At 51.3% G+C, this 19,417-nt stretch carries 15 protein-coding genes; 5 read left to right on the plus strand and 10 right to left on the minus strand.

Going from position 1 to position 19,417, the window contains the following annotated elements:
- Positions 1-260: 260 nt before the first annotated feature.
- The 6 genes from Q2J39_RS10785 to Q2J39_RS04640 all read right to left on the minus strand — a co-directional run bounded on the left by Q2J39_RS10785 (position 261) and on the right by Q2J39_RS04640 (position 7,840).
- Positions 261-2,561, minus strand: coding sequence for a HAMP domain-containing sensor histidine kinase (locus Q2J39_RS10785; protein WP_353935206.1), 2,301 nt, complete (start codon positions 2,559-2,561; stop codon positions 261-263).
- 3 nt (positions 2,562-2,564) lie between these two features.
- The gene (locus Q2J39_RS04620) at positions 2,565-3,224 is read right to left on the minus strand and encodes a response regulator transcription factor (RefSeq protein WP_230267745.1); all 660 of its coding nucleotides are present in this window, start codon (positions 3,222-3,224) and stop codon (positions 2,565-2,567) included.
- A 184-nt stretch (positions 3,225-3,408) separates the two neighbouring features.
- A complete protein-coding gene (gene glmM / locus Q2J39_RS04625; RefSeq protein ID WP_288339241.1) occupies positions 3,409-4,755 on the minus strand; it encodes a phosphoglucosamine mutase in 1,347 nt (448 codons plus the stop codon).
- Between the two features lie 358 nt (positions 4,756-5,113).
- A complete protein-coding gene (locus Q2J39_RS04630; protein WP_230267736.1) occupies positions 5,114-5,998 on the minus strand; it encodes a YbbR-like domain-containing protein in 885 nt (294 codons plus the stop codon).
- A complete protein-coding gene (cdaA, locus tag Q2J39_RS04635) occupies positions 5,991-6,989 on the minus strand; it encodes a diadenylate cyclase CdaA (RefSeq protein WP_288339240.1) in 999 nt (332 codons plus the stop codon). Before cdaA ends, Q2J39_RS04630 begins: the two co-directional genes overlap by 8 nt.
- Positions 6,990-7,066: 77 nt before the next feature.
- Entirely contained in the window at positions 7,067-7,840 is a 774-nt protein-coding gene (locus Q2J39_RS04640; RefSeq protein ID WP_230267734.1) for an HAD-IIB family hydrolase, read from the minus strand.
- Positions 7,841-8,012: 172 nt separating this feature from the next.
- On the opposite strand from Q2J39_RS04640, the gene Q2J39_RS04645 reads away from it, so the two are divergent.
- From Q2J39_RS04645 to Q2J39_RS04660, 4 genes are all read left to right on the plus strand, one after another.
- The gene (locus Q2J39_RS04645; RefSeq protein WP_288339239.1) at positions 8,013-8,462 is read left to right on the plus strand and encodes a low molecular weight protein-tyrosine-phosphatase; all 450 of its coding nucleotides are present in this window, start codon (positions 8,013-8,015) and stop codon (positions 8,460-8,462) included.
- Between the two features lie 94 nt (positions 8,463-8,556).
- Positions 8,557-9,486 carry a histidinol-phosphatase gene (locus tag Q2J39_RS04650; protein WP_230267732.1) on the plus strand — a complete coding sequence of 310 codons (930 nt, stop codon included), beginning with the start codon at positions 8,557-8,559 and terminating at the stop codon, positions 9,484-9,486.
- Between the two features lie 161 nt (positions 9,487-9,647).
- A complete protein-coding gene (locus Q2J39_RS04655; RefSeq protein ID WP_230267731.1) occupies positions 9,648-9,887 on the plus strand; it encodes a hypothetical protein in 240 nt (79 codons plus the stop codon).
- Positions 9,888-10,499: 612 nt separating this feature from the next.
- Positions 10,500-10,703 (plus strand): hypothetical protein, encoded by a 204-nt coding sequence (locus Q2J39_RS04660; RefSeq protein WP_288339238.1) that lies wholly within the window; start codon positions 10,500-10,502, stop codon positions 10,701-10,703.
- Positions 10,704-10,800: 97 nt separating this feature from the next.
- Here the strand turns inward: Q2J39_RS04660 and Q2J39_RS04665 are convergent, their stop codons facing one another.
- The 4 genes from Q2J39_RS04665 to Q2J39_RS04680 form a co-directional block, all read right to left on the minus strand.
- Complete coding sequence (locus tag Q2J39_RS04665) at positions 10,801-11,538, minus strand: LytTR family DNA-binding domain-containing protein (protein ID WP_288339237.1); 738 nt, start codon at positions 11,536-11,538, stop codon at positions 10,801-10,803.
- Between the two features lie 187 nt (positions 11,539-11,725).
- Positions 11,726-13,009, minus strand: a complete 1,284-nt coding sequence (locus Q2J39_RS04670) for a UDP-N-acetylglucosamine 1-carboxyvinyltransferase (protein WP_230267728.1) — start codon at positions 13,007-13,009, stop codon at positions 11,726-11,728.
- Positions 13,010-13,720: 711 nt separating this feature from the next.
- Entirely contained in the window at positions 13,721-14,212 is a 492-nt protein-coding gene (locus Q2J39_RS04675) for a PTS glucose transporter subunit IIA (RefSeq protein ID WP_288339236.1), read from the minus strand.
- The gene (locus tag Q2J39_RS04680) at positions 14,196-16,121 is read right to left on the minus strand and encodes a S9 family peptidase (protein ID WP_288339235.1); all 1,926 of its coding nucleotides are present in this window, start codon (positions 16,119-16,121) and stop codon (positions 14,196-14,198) included. Before Q2J39_RS04680 ends, Q2J39_RS04675 begins: the two co-directional genes overlap by 17 nt.
- Before the next feature lie 868 nt (positions 16,122-16,989).
- Between Q2J39_RS04680 and Q2J39_RS04685 the strand changes: the two genes are divergently transcribed.
- Positions 16,990-19,404: a TIR domain-containing protein gene (locus Q2J39_RS04685; RefSeq protein ID WP_288339234.1), complete on the plus strand. Its 2,415-nt coding sequence runs from the start codon at positions 16,990-16,992 to the stop codon at positions 19,402-19,404.
- Positions 19,405-19,417: the final 13 nt, after the last annotated feature.

Here is a 19,417-nt window from a genome sequence, read left to right on the forward strand (position 1 = left end):
TAGCGTATCTAATATTCAGTCTCGCGTATACCCGTCGATTGTTTGACACTTACGATTCAAAATATTCCTCTGCACGTCGGTTGACAAGCTGCCGTCCATTCGCAGGGGCGGTTCTCCTGGCTGGCTTAAAACGTATAAAAAAGCGGTCTGTATAAACGCGCCCGTACGGTCGTACGCGACCTGGCGGTTTACACAGACCGTAATTTTTAATAAGGAAACAAATGCTCTTTCCTGCAAAAAGCTGCAATATGCGGATTTCTCTATTTTCCAGATTTCAGCTGAGGCTGTTCAACTGCGGAATCTTCCGAATCCGGCTGGGCGGTCTTCAAAGAAGAATCCGTCCTGTTTGCGTCCTCGGCTTCAGGAGCTCCTTCCGGCTGAGTGCCTGGCTTGATGCCTGACACTGCAACAGAAGCGTCCGTTTCTGCAGTTGCCTCCAAAGTCGAAAATTCCGAATCTGGTGCTTCTGGAGAAACGTTGTTTTGCTTTGCCGGGGCTGTCATTGTGGATCCGTTTTCGCTCTGGCTCTGGACTTTCACATCCGTTCTGGGTGTCAACTCGACAGCGGAAGCGGGAGCAATATCCGTTTTTTCGGCTTTGGATTCGGTCATCTCAGGCGCGCTGGATGCTTCCAATGCCGATTCGTTTCTGGCGGCTTCGTTTACCGTCAGTCCTTCCTCAAGCAGATGCTTATGCTTCTGGGAAGCAGCCGGTTTATTTTTCCGGGAACGAGAAGACGATTTTGTCGAGTCCTCCTGTGTCCTGGATTTTGATTGGGCAGCCGGATCCTTGCCGGACATTTCCTCTGGCGAAGCGGAAGACTTATGGTTTCGATTCTGTCGGTTCTTTCTGGAACGGCTTTTCTCTCTGGAAGACGCATTCGCTTTTCTGGAAGCCGAATCGCTCTGGCCTTTTCTGGACGCGCCGGACGATTCCTTGTTTTTGGACGCGTCTGTCTGGGCGTTTTCCTTTTTGTCCTTGTCCTTGCCTTCGCTCGAAGACTTTTTCTGTTTTTGATCCGGAGCCGCTTTTTTGAACTGCGAAGTCTGTCTTCTGGAGTTGCCCCAGTTTTGCACGTTCAGATAGGAAACTGGATTGCTGGTGTTTTTGAAGCGGCTGCTGCTGCGTTTGGGCACATCCCGGTAAATCCGGAAGCAGACGCCGTCTTCTGTATTCATGCCTTCGACTTTGTACTTATTGGCCTGAACGACTTTGGCGACGATGGACAGACCTAAGCCAAAGCGTCCGCCCTCGCCTTTGATATACGGCAAAAACAGAGACTGAATTCTCGATTCATCCATCTTTGGACCGTCGTTGGAAATGCGCAGGTCATTTTCATGGAGTTCGATTTTGATATAGCTTTTCGAGTAGCGGAACGCGTTCTGCAAAATGTTTTCGATGGCTACGCGCCACGCTTCGAGAAGGCCGTCGAAGTAGACTTCTTCAAGATCGGTAATCAGTTCGATTTCCGGACGGATGACCTTGGCGTTAAGAACGACTTCTTCAATGACTTCCTTCATGTTGGTGGATACGCCTTCCGCATCCGAGGAAACCAGATATTCGACGCGGTTCATGTACAGCAGCGAATGGACTTTCTGCTCGAGGCGGTTGGCGTTATCGAGGATGACGTCAACGCTGCCTTCCAGGTCGCCGTAGGGATAAATGCCGTCCTTGATGGATTCGGAATACGACTTGATCGTTGCGATCGGCGTCTTTAAGTCGTGCGAAATGTTGTGAATCATTTCTTCCTTGGACTTCTGCTGCTTGGCCAGCTCTTCGGTCAGCGCACGCAGTTCCTTGGCTACATCGCCGATCTCGTCATCGCGGTTGATGTACAGATCGACATCCTTGCCTTCCTTGATCTGCGTGATGTAGGACTTGATCTGGTTGAGCGGATGAATAATCGAGAACACCCAGAACAGAAGCACCATAAGCATCAGGAAGAACACAAGAACGGTGATGTAAATGGTGGAATCCATCAGCGAGGAGCGCATTTCGCCCGCGTACGTATCGTTCATGAACGACACGACAATCGTTGGCGAACCATTCGTATCGACCCGCTCTAACCGATAATAGTAAAGCCGGTCATGATTTTTTTCGATTCCCTGCCGGACGAGCACGCTCGCATTGGCCCGGACAGAAGGCGAATTGCCGTCGGACTCCGTCTCAAGCGCAGGCGCGGGCACATGCGCGCGCAGCAGTTCGTGTATTTTCGGCGTAAGACTGCTCAGAAATTCCTGACTGGCCGGATCGTCATCCTTGGAAATGATCACCGAGTTATTCGGCGTAACGATGGCCGTGCGGATGTTGGGATCGGCGGACAGGAAGTTGAACAGTTCCTGGTCGTTGCTGGTGCTCTTGCCGTTGACAACCGCCTGAACGATCGGTTCCTGTCGGGCTTCAAGCAGATCATACATCTGCCGGTTGATCGCGTTGCTCACGCTGTCGGAAAGGAAAAACAAGAAAAACAGCACGAGGAAAACGATCATCATCAAAATCAGAACCATCACCTGCTGGGTGAGAGACAGCTTGCGAAATTTTCCCTGAAAAAAATTTTTCATCGGCTAGCCTAAACGGTATCCGTACCCGTAAATCGTATGAATGTTGAGCTTCGGCAGTTTCTTGCGCAGACGACGCAGGGTGTCATCGACAACGCGGTCGCTTCCGAAGTAGTTTTCATCCCAGACGTTTTCCAGGATTTTTTCGCGCGAGAAGGCGATGCCCTTGTTCTTGATGAACATCATGAGCAGGTCGAACTCCTTCGTGGTCAGTTCGATTTCTTCCTGATCGGAATACACTTTGCGCTGTTCTTCATCGAGTTCGTAGCCGTCGATGAAAATGCGGTTGTTGGAATCCTTGTAGGCTCGGCGGATCAGATTGTTGACGCGAAGAACGAGTTCCTTCGGAGAGAACGGCTTGGTGATGTAGTCGTCGCATCCTTTTTCCAGTCCGATAATGCGGTCGAATTCCTTATCCCGTGCGGACATGAAAATAATCGGCGTATCCGGATTGGTCTGGCGGATTTCCTCAAGCAGATCGAAGCCGGATTTGTCATCGAGCATGATGTCGAGAATCCACAGATGCACGTCTTCATCCTTGGCGTGCGCGCTGGCTTCTTCGTAGGTGTAGTAGGAATGGACTTCGTAGTCCTCTTTCATAAGGTACTGAGCGACAAGATTATTAATATCCTTCTCGTCTTCGACAATATTGATTACTCGTTTCATGGTTTTGCCGTTTGGCATGGCTGTTCCATGCAAAACGTCCCTCCTTTCCAGCATGCGTATTCAACATGAGAACGTAAGGCGCTTTGGGCGTCTTCTTTTTTTACAAGAGTTTTACGGATTTGAAATCTCTATTCAGATTCGCAAATCGAAATAAATCCAGAATTAAAGCGTCTGTATTTTCGGGTTACTGGACGGCGTAGCCTTTTTCGATGATCAGATCCGTCACCATATGGACGTACGTCTCGCACTCTACCTGCGTCGGAGCTTCGACCATGACGCGAATAAGCGGTTCGGTGCCGCTTGGGCGAACCAGAATGCGGCCGTTGTCGCCGAGACCTTCTTCCGCCTGATGAATGCGTTCCTGGATATCGACGTCGTTCAGGACGATCGTCTTGTCCTTGACCGTTACGTTTTCCAGCAGCTGCGGATAAATGGAAAGGCCTTTGGAAAGTTCCTGAATGGTGGCTTTTTCCTCCTGAATGGTCTGGAGCAGTTTCAGCGCGGTCAGCAGGCCGTCGCCGGTCACTTCATCGCCGTAAAAAATAATGTGTCCGGACTGTTCGCCGCCAAGACGGTAGTCGTTGCGGCTCATCTCCTCATAGACATATTTATCGCCGACCGGAGTCTGTACAAAATCAAACGCATCCCGCTGGAACGCTTTGTACAGGCCAAGGTTGGCCATGACGGTCGTTACAACCATATTGTCTTTGAGTTCGCCGCGTTTGCGCATGGAATGACCCAGAATATAAAGAAGGTAATCCCCGTTGATCAGATTTCCATCGGAGTCCACCGCGATCAGGCGATCGGCATCGCCGTCAAACGCCAGACCGAGGTCACATTCGTTTTCCACCACGTACTCCTGCAGACCTTCCGGATGGGTCGATCCGCAGCGGTAGTTGATGTTGACTCCGTTTGGCGAGTTGTTGATCGCATCCACCTGGGCGCCGAGGCCGTCGAGCGTTTCGACTGCAGTCGCGCAGGCGGAACCGTTGGCCAGATCCACCGCGATGTGCAGGCCGGTCAGATCAACTGGAACGGTCTTTTTCAGGTTGGACATGTAAAGTTCCAGTCCCTGATGCCAGCTGAAGTATTCGCCGACGCCGTCTCCGGTCGCCAGCGGCACTTCGCTTTTTCCGTCCATATAGTCTTCAATGGCCAGCAGGATGTCCTCATTCATTTTGATGCCTTCGTGATTGAACACTTTAATTCCATTGTCGTAATACGGATTGTGCGAAGCCGAAACCATCAGGCCGGCATCGAAATCTTCGTGACGGACCAGGTAGGATACGGCTGGTGTCGGGCATATGCCAAGCAGATACACATCCGCGCCCGTACTCACAGCACCGGCAGCCAGACCGAGTTCAAACATCGATCCGGAAAGACGCGTATCGCGTCCGATCAGAATTTTGGCGTGCTTTTTATTTTGCGAATAATACCAGCCAAGCCACTGGCCGATTCTTACCGACTGATCGAGCGTGAGCTCTTCATTGGCGCGCCCGCGCACGCCGTCGGTTCCAAAGTATTTTCCCATGGCAGATCGTCTCCATTCTTTTCTATAGATTGTTCTGTATATGCTTTTGCGAGCCGCCTGAATCAAAGGGGAAGCCGGCTCGTTTCGTTCTTTGTTTTTCAGGAGCAGCAAAGCGTTCTGGCTGCTTTGGGCTGATCCCGGCAGGCAAGAAAAGCAGCCGCTCCCGGGTGTTCTCTTTTTGGACTGTCCTCGTTTTTTGTGCATGTACGGTGAAATCCGGGCAGTTCCAAATCTATTTTATTGTACCGATCAACGTATTTAAAATCACAAAATAAAACAGGATCTGTGCAAGGCAGACCCTGTTTGCGGTTTATTCCATGTACAGGACGATTTGACCTCCTGTATTTGCGATTTTTTTCTACTTCAGCGGATTAGAAGGCATTGTATTGTCTGCCGCCTTGGACGAATCCGTACTGGAACTGTCGCTTGCCTTTTTATCAGCGGCATCCGGTCCGGCGGTTTCCCCGTCGGGACTGCCGTCGCTGACTAAGCGGACATCGGCCGTAACGGTCGATGGCGTGATCGATACGTTGACCTGCTTGCCGGAACTGTCGTAGGCGACGAGCGGGACTTTGGCCTGGAAGGAGCCTTCATAGCCGGATGTGTCGACAATCGCACGAACGAAGCGAATGGAGTTGAGCTTGTCGCGGGTGGCCTTGATCGTTACCGAACGCGTCGAAAGGCTCGGTTTCTGATAGGCGTTGATCGACTGGCCGGCTCCGACGATCAGATCGGCGGAAATGAAATACGTTTTCGTATATTTGCGGGAAAGTACCGCGTTGACGGTTTCCGGATTGACGGTAACGTCCAGACCGGTCGGCAGACCGGAAGCGGTCAGGGCGACGGTATTGGATCCTTCGCCGGCGTTGCGCAGATCCGCGGTGATCGAAGCGGAGTTTTGCGTACGGACAAGCTGAATGTCCGCGCTGTCGCCGACGACGGTAATATCCGCGGTCGACGGGACGCCGGAAACTTCATAGCTGTTTTCATCCACAAGAACTTCGACTGGAACCGCGGTCAGATTGAGCGTGAGCGCATCCGATCGGAACAGATGGTAGGACAGATCCTGATAGTTGATGACCAGGCAGACGATAATGGCGATTACGCCGGAAATGGCCAGACTGCGTTTTTCGCTGTAAATGATCCGGTCAAAAAGACGGGAGATCCGTGACGTCGCAGCCGATAAAATACGGGTCAGCCGTTCCAGAAAGCGCTGAACGGACCCTGGCTTTTTCTCATCCATTGCCGTTGCCTCCTTCACTGCTGTTTTTCGGCTCGCTTGCGGGTGCGGCACTCAGGGTGCTGACGACTTCGAGCGGTTTGACACGATCGTCTTTTTTATCCCGTTTCTCGCGGGGAACGATGTACTTGTTCACCGGCTCATCCGAGCGTTCGTCCCGCAAAGACTTGCCAAGAGAATTCGAGAAATTTTTAGCGGATTCGATCATCGGCTGGAACATGGAAGAGCGCTGGGTATCTTCCTTGACCAGACGCTTGGTCAGATAGCGGCGCAGACTTTCCGGCGTGTATTGCGTCAGCACACCTTTCTGCGCTACGGAAATGTTTCCGGTTTCTTCCGAAACGACCAGCGTAATGGAATCGGTCACTTCCGAAATGCCGACGGCAGCGCGGTGTCTGGCTCCGTATTTGGACGGGAGTTCCTGCGCAGTCGAGGGGAAATAGGCGGCAGCGCAGATGGCTTTATCGCCGTCGATGATCATGGCGCCGTCATGCATCGGCGTACCGTACTGGAAAATCGTTTCGATCAGTTCGCTGGTCACATCGGAATCGAGCGAGATGCCCGTTTTGGCGTAATCTTCCATGGACTGCGCCATCTGGAGCGAAATAAGCGCGCCGGTTTTCGTTTTGGACATGTCCGCGACAGCGGTGACGAGCTGATCCACCAGATGGTTCATGCGGCTGGCGGAAAGATTCGGTTTATACGCGGTATTGGTCGTTCCGACTTTTTCCAGCATGGAACGAATTTCCGGCTGCAGAACAATCAGAACAACGATCATGCCCCAGCGCAGAACGATATCCAGCAGGGTGGATACGGTTTTCAGCTGGAGAACGGTGACGAGAAACTGAAACAGCAGCAGCGCCAGAATGCCTTTGACAATCTGTACGGTACGGCTGTTGTTTCGAATGATACGAATGCATGCGTAAATGAGTGTCCACATTACGCAGATGTCGAGAAGAAGGCGAAGAATCAGTCCGACATCTCCCAGGTTCATCTAGATCCCCCCCTTTTTCTTCCTAATTCAGGAAAACCTCTTCGTACGAAGAGGTTTTTTAAGTTAGTCTTATTGTTCTATTTTGTCAAAGCGTCATCAATAAATTCGCCCACAGTTGCCACAATCTGTCTGGCGTTGTCCTGCACTTCTGCCGGAGCCGCGGCTACGGCTGCGGAATGGTCTACGCCCGAAAGCATCGGGATGTCGTTGTAGGAATCTCCGATCGCGTAAATGTCGTCGTCGTCCGCGCCGACATACGCGCAGATGAATTCAAGGCCGGTGGCTTTGGATGTGCCTTTGGGTACGACGTCAACGACGAAATTATTGTTATAGGCGACAACGATTTCCCCAAAGAAATGGTTGATCTGGTCGGCCAGATCCATGGCGCTTTCCGGCGTTACGCAGGAGAAGACGATCTGCGCGAAGTTGCCGATATCCATGACTTTTTCCTCCGGCAGTTCCTGCTTGAGCTTGGGATAGCGATGATCTTCCAGGTTTGGATGTACGTCGACTTTGTAGCGCTTGACGCCGTCGTTGACCACGTAGCTCACCACATCCGGATGCTCATGGGAAGCGAACATCAGGTCAATTGCGGTAATGGTGTCGAGCGTGGAGGAAAGCAGTGCGTTTCCGTCTTTGTCGAAAGCCATTCCTCCGTTATTTGTTACATAATAATCAACAGGAATCTTAAATTCTTCCGTTTCGCCGGAAATGGATTCCATCGAGCGGCCAGTCACGATGACAAACAGATTGCCAGCGTCGCGCCAGCGGTGGATCGCATCGAAATCAGCCGGCAGCACCGATCCGCCAAATTTCAGGGTGCCGTCGTAGTCAGTTGCGAGTAATTTCATAGGTTTTCCTCTTTCTTATTTACTGTGAAACCACATTCTTTATCATTATAGCAAGCAATTCAATCAAATCGACAATCCTTAACAGGTTTCCTGTCGAGCCTCGCGATTGCGCGATCCCGTCCTCTCCTCCGGCTTTTTCCGGATGAAAGCGGTATCAGAAAGGAGCAGCATCATGATTCGTATTCTCTTTGTCTGCCATGGCAACATCTGCCGCTCGGTTATGGCCGAGTGGATTTTCAAGGACCTCGTTTCTCAGAAAGGTCTTTTAAACGATTTTGAAATCGACAGCGCCGCCCTCTCCTCCGAAGAAACCGGCAATTCGATTTACCCGCCCGCAGCCGCCGTATTAAGAAAGCACCATATTCCCTTTGGTGAACATTACGCGTGGCGTCTGAGGGCCGATCAGCTTTCGAACTACGATCACATTTACTACATGGATGAAGAAAACGAATACCTTCTCGAACGGCTTGTGCATTCCTCGAAGCTTCCCTTGTTTATCGAACCGCTTCTTGAACACGGTCAGATCGCCGATCCCTGGTATACGCGTAGCTTTGAAAAGGCCTTTTCGCAAATCGAGCAGGGCTGCAAGGAGCGGCTAGACCAGCTGATCGCGTCAGAATAGTCCGTCCGATCATTCGGCAAGACCCTACGGAAAATCAGACTGAACGCAGCCCGCAAAACCCATCAGACACGCCCCGCAAGGAGGAAAAAGGATTATGAAAACACCCGTACGCCAGAACCTGCACACCCATACGCAATACGATGACGGAAAAGACTCCCTCATGGCCATGACCGAAGAAGCTATTGCCAGAGGCTTTACCGTTCTCGGCTTTTCCGGTCATTCCCCCAACCATCCGCTCGACTCTGGATCGATGGACGCGAACGGTATGGAACACTACCTCAAAGACTTTGAGGCCGTAAAAGAAAAGTACGAAGAACAGATCGATCTGTACTGCGGCATTGAGCTCGATTCCATGACGGATCTGGTCATCAGCGAAGACTATTTCGAAAATGCGGTAACGCCTTCCTGGTTTGACTACATCATCGGCAGCGTTCACTACGTGAGCATCCCAGAAACCGAAAAGAAAGAAGATTCTTCTTCTCTTGCCGGTCAGTCCATAGCGATCGATGAAAGCCGTGAAACGTTTGATTGCCTGCTGAACGAAGGCTTTGGCGGAAATATTTACGCTCTGGCTCAGGCGTATTATCAGAGCGTTCAGGAAATGATCCAGTCGCGTCCGATCGACATCGTCGGTCACATCGATCTGCTTTCGAAATACAACGAAGATGAACGCTACTTTGCCTTTGACGATGAAACGATACTCGACATGGCCATGAAAGCCGTCGAAGCCGGCATTAAAAAAGACGTGATTTTTGAAATGAATACCGGCGCTATTTCCCGCGGCTATCGAAGCCTTCCCTACCCGCATCCAGTTCTCTTTTCGCGCATGGTCGAAAAAGGTGCGCACTTCTGTATCAATACGGACTGCCACAATAAACAGGCGCTCGACCAGTCGATGCCTCTCTGCCTGGATCTGGCCAGAGCAGCCGGATTAAAAGAACTCTACGTTCTGGACAACGGATTTTTCATGCCCGTTTCTCTCGACGCGTTTGCGGACGCGAAGGACGTATCCGTCTCTTTATAAATCATCACCCCGCTTAAGCTTCCGGGCCGTCCGTCCCGGAAGGTATTGGCGCCGATGAACAAGCTTGTTAGAATAAAAGAGCACAGATTTCCGCACAGAACGTCCGTCTGGAAATCGTACCAATGCGCCTGTATTCATATCTTTACGAATGGAGATGGATTATGAACCTCAAAGACTTAAAAGCCTACCACGCGTATTACGTCATGTCGGTAATCTTCTTTCTGTCCTGCCTGTTCTTTCGGGACATGGTTTTCTTCCCCCTTGGCTGCGCCATGATCTGCTTAGGCTGGGTAAAACAGCTTAAGGAAACCGGAAGAATTCAGGGCCGTCCTTCCCGCACCGTGACAGCGGATGCGGCTATCGAAACCGCTTCTGCGGACAAACCTTCCCTGTCGGAATAAGCGAACGCATTTTCAGCATTAGAAAAAATTGAAAGCCGGATTTCTGCCCCGCTGCAGAACATCCGGCTTTTTTCATGCCTGAAACCGATTGGTAAAAAGGCTTATGCGTGCTAAAGGAGGACATGCCTCCGGGATGTCTTCCTTCAAAAGACCTGGATCGATCTCGCAGTCTCTTACCGGAGGGCTGCTTCCTTCTGTTTTCAGGATCTGGATCTTCGGACAGGCAGAAATCTTCTGTCTGTGCTCTTCTCGCTTTTTATGCCTGTCGCTCTCTGCTCCGTTTATGGAATGGACAGCACAGAAGCACCGGATGGCACAGACCCAGCAGCCGCAAATCCGCCCGGCACGCCACGATTCCCGCCGCCTGCGCCTGGGCAGACCAGATTGCAGGCTAAGAGCCGGCTGTGCAGACAAAAGAGGAATTCCATTTGCCTAAAGCGCTGACGACGCACAAGCATGCAGAAGGATCGAAAGGCTTTTTTGCTTCGCGCGGCGAAACCGAAGCGGTGTACATTCTGACTTCACAGACGAAATACACGCATTTCGGTAACGAACACGATGCGACAAATCTGCTCAATAGGCTCAAGTCGCTCGATAGTATCAAAGACGCCAATGCCATTTCGACGCTCGATCGGCACGAGCGAATACAAAGTCACGGACGCTCTGATGGCGCATTCGCAAGTCAGAGCCAACTGGTCGTATTACCAGATTCATACCAGCAATGTGTATGACCATGTACGCCTGACTGGGTGGACAAGCCTGCGGGATGGCAAGAACGGGGAGAAAACCTGGACAATTATGGAAGTCCGGATATGACGTATACCGGTCATGGAACCCTGATCCTTCCAGGAAGCTCGTTTGACGCATAGTATACCTGCGAAAAGAAATCGTCCATTTGAAAATGAATCGAGGGTTATGCCGCCGATTCCCTGGCTCGAATCGATGCCGGCACATGGGCGGCGGGTACGGTATGGGACGGCTGACGTACAGTCAGTCCAAGCTTTTTCTTCTGCGCCCGGGAGAGCGGCACGTGCATGGAGTGATTCAGTTCCACTTCGTCCTTATAAATGCCGGTCAGATATTTTCCGTTGACCAGATAGGAAATATGTACGCGCAAAAAACCGTACTTGGAAAACGTTTCGTCGAGATCCGCGAGATTGAGACGGCGATGGAATTCACCCTTGCGGGTATGGAAATGAACATTTTTTCCAATTTTTTCCAAGTAATAAATATCGTCTACCGGAATATCAATCCGAGCTCCCTGGTACACGAGGGGATAGCTGGCTTCCTTCTGAGCCGCCTGCGCCATAAGGATGGAAGAATACAGCTGCAGATCATCGTTTAAATGGTCCTTGAACAAATAGAGGACACGGTTCCGGCTTTCCTTTTCGCGTTTAGCCTGGGGATTCTGACAGAGAAAAACGAACAGAGCCGAAGGGTTGTCATGGACGAAAAACGAATCAAAACGGGGCGTATCGAACATTTCGTCAAAGAAGAAAATCTGATACGACTCTTCCCGCGTTGCTTTGGCCAGCGCCGAAGCTTTATAAAAGTGACGAAACGTCCAGTCGACTTCGGAAAACAGACCCGCCAGAAAAAAGGCAATGTCCTTGGTTTCCTTTTCATGTTCAAGAATCGCAATCTTTACCATGGTCTCCTCCTTCTGTTCGCAGGGTTTGCTCATGCAGCCTGTAAGGCCTTATCCAGGGTATGGGCAGGCGTTCGGGCGACAGGAACAAGGTGCCTTGCCCTTTCAAGCCGGGATGGTCTGCACAATTTCTTATTATTACAGATTTGCGCGCAGTTTCCGAAGGCTTCCGAAAAAAAAGATGGTCTGTCTAGACCATCTCGCGGCGAATATCAGCGCCTAATGCTTTGAGCTTTCCATCGAGGTCATCGTATCCTCGATCGATATGCTTGATTTCATGAATTTCAGTTTCCCCGTCCGCCATCAGGCCGGCAAGAACGAGCGCAGCGCCGCAGCGCAGATCGGTTGCGGTGACGCTCGCACCATGGAGAGGGGTCGGACCGTGAATAATGCCGGTCGCGCCTTCCTTCTCCGTATTTGCGCCCATGCGGTTCAGCTCCGCCAGGTGACCGAAGCGTTCCACGTAAATCTCTTCGGTTACTGTGGACGTGCCGGCAGCCTGCGTAAGCAGCGCTGTAAACGGCTGCTGTACGTCGGTCGCAAAGCCGGGGTACGGCTTGGTAGTAATGTCCGCCGGACGGATTTTCTGTTCCGGCGAATTGTCAAAGACATGGATCGAGTCGGTAAGAATCTCCATGTTGATGCCCATTTCCTTCAGCTTGAGGGTAATGGCTTCGAGATGCCGCGGAATGATGTTGGTAATCCACATGTCATCGGCAACGGCACATGCGATCAGAATATACGTAGCGGCTTCAATGCGGTCCGGGATGATTTCGTGAATGCATCCGTGCAGTTCGCTGACGCCGTCAATGGTCAGGGTATTGGTTCCGGTTCCGTGGATCCGGGCACCCATGCGGTTGAGCAGGTTGGCCACATCGATAATTTCCGGTTCCTGCGCCGCGTTTTTAATGATGGTGCGGCCGTTGGCGAAAACGGCAGCCATCATAATGTTGATCGTCGCACCGACCGAGGCGATGTCCAGGAAGATTGTCGTTCCCTGCAGTCCGCCTTCCGGTGCTTCAATCAGGGTGTAATCTCCGTTTCCTTCCGGATACGAAACGGTTGCTCCCAGCGCTTCAAAGCCTTTGAGGTGCTGGTCGATCGGGCGCGGTCCCAGATAGCACCCGCCAGGCATGCGGATCAGAACCTTGCCGTATTTGCCGAGCAGTGCGCCCATGAAGTAGTAGGATGCGCGCAGCTTGGTTACCGCATCGGAAACGAGCGGGCGATCTTCCATTCCGGACGGATCGATCACGAGCGTTTCTTCATCGGGCTGGGTTACCTTGACACCGAGCTCGCGAAGTAGTTCGACGAGCGCGTCGACATCGGAAATCTGCGGTACACCGCAGATCGTTACGGTCTCATTTCCTAAAATGGCTGCAGGAATCAGAGCCACTGTTGCATTCTTGCTTCCGGAAATCCGCACAGTGCCGTTCAGGCGACGGTTTCCTCTGATCTTGATCACTTCTTCCATGCAGCGTCTCCCCCTTTTTCTTACTGACGATGCGGGCTGTACGCAAAACGTTCAGGCCCGCTATGGAATCCCGCAAGGCGCGGGTGATGTTCAATTTTTATAGATCACAACGCATGATCTCCGCTCAAGAAAAGAAGCTTTCCTGTTCTTCCTTGCGGGCAGAGCATAAGGCGGGGTCTTGAATGAAGTCCCCAGTACCATAGATTTTCTAATCCGATTTTGGCACAGGCGGAATCAGAATTCGTTTTTCACGCTTTGACGTCCGCCCTTTCTGGGTGAAAACTCGGCCAAAATCTTCCGTTATTTCCTCTGGAACGGCTCAGGACAGATGCGAAACGGACTGTCTTTTTCCAGAGGCCTGAATAGACGATAAAGGGGAAGGCGCTGACTGGACCCCTTCCCTGCAAAGTGTGCTCGTCATTGGAACGCGCAGATCAAATAAAGCTGAAAAATGCCTTACTTTTCCGTTTTTCTGGTAGTTCCCGTGCTCATTATACAAGCTTTTGGCATTCTGTAAAGCAATGCAGATTTTGCATGCGCTTTCAGATTTTCACGCGGGTTCCGGGTGTTTTGCCTACGTTTTTGCCACCTGCAGGCTTTGCGGCATCAAAAAAGCCGCTGCAGTTTTCCCGCAAGCGGCTGAAGCGTCAGTTTCTGAAGGTAAAAATGGGCCGAAGTCACACAAAAGCGGATTTTGCGGGTGATTCCCGTTCAGGCTTTGCGTTCCATCAACGGAGTCTTTCCGGCCTGGGCGCTGTCGGATTCCATGATCTTATAGTCTCCGATTCGAGAGGCGGGAATTACCATCAGCGTCGTCAGATCCGTACCGCGCATTTCGAAAAACTTGCGGTCCAGGCGCAGAATCGGCTGTCCGCATTTAACTTTGGACCCTTCGCTGGCGAGAACTTCAAAGCCTTTCCCGCGCAGTTCGGACGTTCCAAATCCGACATGTACATAGACTTTTTCCCCCGCCTCGGTTTCCAGACCGAAGGCGTGGCAGGAACTGGAAATCAGGCACAGCGTTCCCGCACTGGGGGCACAGATCAGGTCTTCGGCCGGTTCAAGCGCAATGCCTTCGCCATACATTCTGGCCGCATACACCGGATCCGAAACGAGATTCAGCGGAATCGCCCGTCCGCTGACCGGCGCGTATAAGCGGCGATCCGGGGTACGGCGTTCCTTGCGTTTAAAGTTTGGCTTCATATTCAGTATTTCCTTTTAAGTAGCTGTCCATCCAGCGGGTAATTTCTTCCAGCCGGCGAATCCGGTTATTCCCTTTGCCGGAGCGGGACAGTTCATGATTTTCCTGATGAAAAACAACCATGCGGGCCGGTACGCCCTGATGGAGCAGACCATTGAAGATCTGATAGCCCTGTTCAAGCGGGCAGCGATAATCCTCATCCGAATGAAGAACGAGCGTCGGCGTTTTGGCGCCGGCGATGTATTTCATCGGCGAATGATCCCAAAGCACGTCGGCCTGATCGAGACCTGCCCCGATCTGATCTTCGGTAAAGAACGGACCGATGTCGCTGGTCGACCAGAACGAAATCCAGCTGGCAATGGAACGCTGCGTGGCTGCTGCCGCAAACCGGTCTGTATGCGTGATAATCCAGTTGGTCATAAAACCGCCGTAGCTTCCGCCCGTCACGCCAAGACGAGCCGGATCGATCTGCGGGACGGCATCCAGTACCGCATCGGTGAAAGTCATCAGATTTTCATAATCGATCGTTCCGTATTTACCGCGCAGATCGGCATAGGCGTTTCCCTGACCATCGCTTCCAAACGGGTTGCAGAAGAAGACGAAATAGCCGCGCGATGCCCACACCTGCATTTCATGGAAGAAAACCGTTCCATACACCGCTTTAGGTCCTCCGTGAATATCGAGAATCGCGGGGTATTTTCGATCTGCTGAAAAGTCATATGGATAGAGGACCCAGCCCAGCTGGGCGCTGCTTTCATAGCCGGTATAAAACACCGGACGGGCGGCTGCGACGTATTTGTCCTTCAGCGCGTGCTGGAAATCGGAGATCTGCACCACATCGCCCTCTTCCATCATGAAGAGCTCCTGCAGACCGCCGGGTTTTGCCCCGATGAAGTACGTTCTTCCCTGCGAAAAGCCAAAGGCGTGAATTGTGCCGGGCCATTCGAGAACCTGATGCAGACTGCCGTCTTCAAAGCAGAACAGATTGTTGTGGCTGACGATCGTCGCGCTCATGAACAGGCGGTCCTGATCTTCGCAGATCCAGTTGCCGCCAAGCGCTGCACAGTCCGTGGTGACAGAATTGCCGACGCTCTCGTCAAAGTCCATGACTTTTTCCAGAACGCGCGTATGCAGATCGAGCGCGTAAAGATCCGGGTTTTCATTGAGCCCGTACGCTTTTCCGTCGGTTCCAAACAAATACAGGCGGTCCTTCATGCCGTTAAGCGAACTGATGCTCAGATTCGTTCTGGCCAGAGATACAAGCAGGCGCGTTTTCGGATCGTATTCGAAAATCTCATCCTGGAAAAATGCGGGGAGTACGCCGCAGGGCGCTGCGGAAAAATACAGCTTTTCCTCGTAAATCGTCATCGCGGAAATTTTGAGATTTTCACCCGCTGGATCGTACAGTTCGCCGGTTTTCGTATTATAGGCGTAGATCAGCTGGCGCTTGCCGGACGTAAAGCCCGATCCGTTTTCCTGCCAGGGCGACTCGGTCAAAACCTCAACGTTGCCTCCCTTAATGGGATCGAGATCGTTGAGATCAAACTGAGCGAGAAAAAGCAGAATATCCTTTCCGGCAAAACCGATCAGCGAAAGAAGCGGAAAATCAAATTCCCTTTGCGGCAGAGCTTCGCCGCCTTTCAAAGACAGGGAGTACAGCCGGCTTTTTTTGCTTTCCGGTTCCTTCTGGAAAAACCAGATCGTTCTCGCATCCTCAAAGACAAAGGAGCTCACGTCCCGGCCGCTGGTCAGCTGCTGGATTTTCGTTCCTTTGCACAGCATCAGATCCTTGCGATACGTATTGGTTTTCTCATCAAGAACCGCCCGCATGAAGACAACGTTCTTGCCTTTGGTTTTGAGCGATCCGTAAAAGGAAAAGCTGTAAAGATCAGAAATTTTTACTGGTTTCATATCCGTCACGCCTCAATTCGCCAGTCTCTGCATGTCGTAAGGGCAGCGACTTCATTCGTTGATCGCAGAAGTCCCGGTTTTCCCTGCACCCGAATTTCCAGCAGGAGAGTGAAAATTCGCATTCCGACAGGAAATTATTTTACCCGTCTGCAGAAGCAGGGATAAATCAGACAGGGGTCTGCGGTTGATTTCAATTATATCTGTCCTTATCCCTTTTTCCAATTCGCCTTCCCGGCGGCAGCCCTCGTCCCCCGAATCCAGAAGAAAGAAGCCTGGAAAGCAGGATCGGAGTGCCGGGGTGCCGCAGACAAAGATTCGAAAAAGACAGGATTCCAGAAAACCATCTTCTGCTTCCAGAACCGGATCCGTTTTCCATTCCCCGGCTCAGCGATCACCAGTCCATAAGCCCCTCTGCATGCAGCCTTTCACAGGCTGCCCGGATACGGAATTCTCTGCATGGCGGCACCATCCTGTCTTCCGCATTTCTTCCTGTACGGTCTGAAAAGGCTGGATTTGTACTTAAAGATCGACCGGTTATACGGATTCTCAAGCCAAATTTTCTTCCGATTTCCTCTCGTAAAATTCAGTTAGGCCCCCCTTCTCGTACATTGTCTTCTTTCCATTCGAACCAGGATTGTCTGCGCAGGTCTAAAGGGGGCACCGTAATGAAATCGAGAGTCAACTTTCTTGTCACAGATTCATCCCATTCCTATCCAAAAATCTATTTCACAACGCATCCCGCGGACTTCCCCGCCTGTTTTGAAGAAATCGTGCAGGATCTTTTTCGTCTGCTGAAATGCACCATCTACTTTGATTCGGATCCGGACCATCCAGGGATGCAGAGAACTTTGTTTTTGACCTGACGCAGATGAATCTGATCGTCATTCCTGCGACCTGGCGTTTCCTGACGGAAGAAAAACTTGCTTTCTCTACGGTTTTTCACACTGCACAAAAGAAACATATTCCTCTTCTTCCTCTTCTTACTGATGCATCGCTTGCCAGTCTGTTCAATGAAAAGTGCGGGAATCTTCAGGCACTTTGTCCCCACAGCCAGAATGACACGGGAATTCTGTATACGAAAAAGCTGCAGAACTATCTGGAAGCTCTGTTTCCAGCAGAACAGGAAATCCAGGAAATCCGACAGACTTTTTCGCACTGCATTTTTCTTAGCTATCGAAAAAAAGATCGGAAACACGCGCAGGCGCTCATGCAGGTTATTCATGAAAACGAAAGACTGGTCGATACAGCCATCTGGTATGACGAATTCCTCACACCCGGAGAAGATTTCAATACCTCCATTCAAAATCGAATAGAGAAAAGCGACCAGTTTGTGATGGCGATGACTTCCCATATGGTCTGCGAGAAAAACTATGTCCAGCAAATTGAATACCCGTTCGCACAGAGCCTGAACAAAGCAATCCTTCCTGTTCTAGTTTCTGGCGATCCGCTCGATTTGAAACGTCTTAAGGACGCATTTCCTCAGCTTCCTCCCGTTTATGAAATGAATCGAGCAGCGCTTTATCCGCCGCTGTCTTCCCTGATGGGCAAGATCGAAGACCTGGATGCAAAGCGCCTCTATTGCCTCGGTCTGGCGTATCTGAACGGCATCGATGTCGAAATCAATTATGAAAAAGGCGTGCGTATGATTGAGCGTGCTGCCCAGCGTGATGAATTGCGGGCGATACGCAAACTGATCGCCATCTATGAAGAAGGCCTGGGTCTTCCGAGCAATTTACCTGAGGCGATCTTCTGGACAAAGAGGCTGGCTGCCCTTGATCCCTGTGAAGAAGCCTTCCAGAAATGCGCAGAGCTTTCCTTCAAAAACCGTCAGTTTGATCAGGCGAAAGAATACATCCTTGACGCACTCCATATTCTTCATCGGGAAAAGAATGCACTTCATCATGGTCAGAAGGCTATGCCCCGCTCTTATGAACGCCAGAAAACAGACTGGATTTCTCTTGAAGCCGCGCTGCTCAATCTGCTCGGCGACATCGATCTGGAAAAAGACGATCTAGAGCAGGCAGAGGCAAACTATAAACGCGCTCTTCAGATGAATTACGATCTTGTCTATGACCTTCCCGCCAGACCGGCGCTGCAGAGTCTTTCCCATTCTCTGCTTCATATGGGAAATCTATACAGGAAACTGAATCGGTCTTCTTCAGCAGCCAAATGTTTCCAGCGTGCCATCGAGATCTGCGCGCGTATGGCAAAGGATATTGACATGCCAGAAATTTTAAGCGATCTGATGATGGCTCTCGAGGGGATGGCTCAGGTATCTCTGCATGAAAACCGCAGAGCAGAAGCCAGAACCTATGCACGCCAGGCGGTGCAAATAGCCTGGCAGACTATCCGCCGTCTCGAAAACGGCGAGACCCTCTCCCAACTGACCCGCGTTGTGCTTTTGCAGGAAGAACTTTTTGAACAGGATCACGACTGGCTGGAGGCACAGGTGTGCAGCGAGGAGGCTCTGCAAGCCAGCGAGAAAGGAATCCTTCTTGCCAGAACGCAGAGGACACTGACCGCTCGTCTGAATGCTCTTTTAAGCACTTCCAGACTTTTCAAAGTAGAGGGCATGGGAAAAGAAGCCGAACAGATAGGATGGCAGGCGACACAGACTGCGCGTGAGCTTGAACTGGTAGAAGACCGATCCGAAGCCTGGAGCCAGCTTCTAAAGTGCCTCAGGGAACTGGCAGAAATCAGTCTGATTCAAGCAAAATCCAGTCAGGCAAGAGAATATGCCAAAGAAGGTCTTAAGCTCGCCAGAAAACTGAACCGTACCGACGCTTCCCTGCTGTCTGTTCAATATTCCATATTTTTTCTCAGTCTGCTGGGGACCATTCCTGTCCGTTGTGAAGAGATAAGCTACTCTGTGCGCTGCTGTAAAGAAGCGATCCAGCTCATCCAAGACAAAATGCCAAATCCTGAAGGGGAGCTTCTGTCCCTCCTGGGACTTCTCGAAGAACAGACAGGCAATCTCTATCGAAGCGACAGTCAGCCCGAAAAAGCCGCTGATCACTTTCAGAACGCTTATAAAATTCAGGAGCGCCTCCTGGGGCAGAAAAGTTTCCAGGAAGATTTGAGACTTCTTGATGACCTGGTTTTCTTATTGGACAGCATGGCTGGGCAAAAGCATCAAGTGAATCCGTCAGAACCGTATGTCCCTTCCGATCGTAGAAGGCTTTCTGAAGACACCAGCAGCCGGCAGGCTTTGTGTGCCAAAGCAATGGCCCGTCTGCAAGATAAACTCGTCGAAATTTATCAAGGAGGAAAAAATAATATGTAACAAACCATCGAAG

This window comes from uncultured Allobaculum sp., assembly GCF_948576815.1.
Taxonomy (GTDB): Bacteria; Bacillota_I; Bacilli_A; order Erysipelotrichales; family Erysipelotrichaceae; genus Allobaculum; species Allobaculum fili.

Coding starts and splice junctions, on each gene's coding strand:
- Q2J39_RS04670 (WP_230267728.1), bottom strand. CDS start 13,009: ATGGAAGAAGTGATCAAGATCAGAGGAAACCGTCGCCTGAACGGCACT.
- Q2J39_RS04620 (WP_230267745.1), bottom strand. CDS start 3,224: ATGAAACGAGTAATCAATATTGTCGAAGACGAGAAGGATATTAATAAT.
- Q2J39_RS10785 (WP_353935206.1), bottom strand. CDS start 2,561: ATGAAAAATTTTTTTCAGGGAAAATTTCGCAAGCTGTCTCTCACCCAG.
- Q2J39_RS04630 (WP_230267736.1), bottom strand. CDS start 5,998: ATGGATGAGAAAAAGCCAGGGTCCGTTCAGCGCTTTCTGGAACGGCTG.
- Q2J39_RS04655 (WP_230267731.1), top strand. CDS start 9,648: ATGAACCTCAAAGACTTAAAAGCCTACCACGCGTATTACGTCATGTCG.
- glmM (WP_288339241.1), bottom strand. CDS start 4,755: ATGGGAAAATACTTTGGAACCGACGGCGTGCGCGGGCGCGCCAATGAA.
- Q2J39_RS04665 (WP_288339237.1), bottom strand. CDS start 11,538: ATGGTAAAGATTGCGATTCTTGAACATGAAAAGGAAACCAAGGACATT.
- Q2J39_RS04685 (WP_288339234.1), top strand. CDS start 16,990: ATGAATCTGATCGTCATTCCTGCGACCTGGCGTTTCCTGACGGAAGAA.
- Q2J39_RS04640 (WP_230267734.1), bottom strand. CDS start 7,840: ATGAAATTACTCGCAACTGACTACGACGGCACCCTGAAATTTGGCGGA.
- Q2J39_RS04680 (WP_288339235.1), bottom strand. CDS start 16,121: ATGAAACCAGTAAAAATTTCTGATCTTTACAGCTTTTCCTTTTACGGA.
- Q2J39_RS04650 (WP_230267732.1), top strand. CDS start 8,557: ATGAAAACACCCGTACGCCAGAACCTGCACACCCATACGCAATACGAT.
- Q2J39_RS04660 (WP_288339238.1), top strand. CDS start 10,500: ATGCCATTTCGACGCTCGATCGGCACGAGCGAATACAAAGTCACGGAC.
- cdaA (WP_288339240.1), bottom strand. CDS start 6,989: ATGAACCTGGGAGATGTCGGACTGATTCTTCGCCTTCTTCTCGACATC.
- Q2J39_RS04675 (WP_288339236.1), bottom strand. CDS start 14,212: ATGAAGCCAAACTTTAAACGCAAGGAACGCCGTACCCCGGATCGCCGC.
- Q2J39_RS04645 (WP_288339239.1), top strand. CDS start 8,013: ATGATTCGTATTCTCTTTGTCTGCCATGGCAACATCTGCCGCTCGGTT.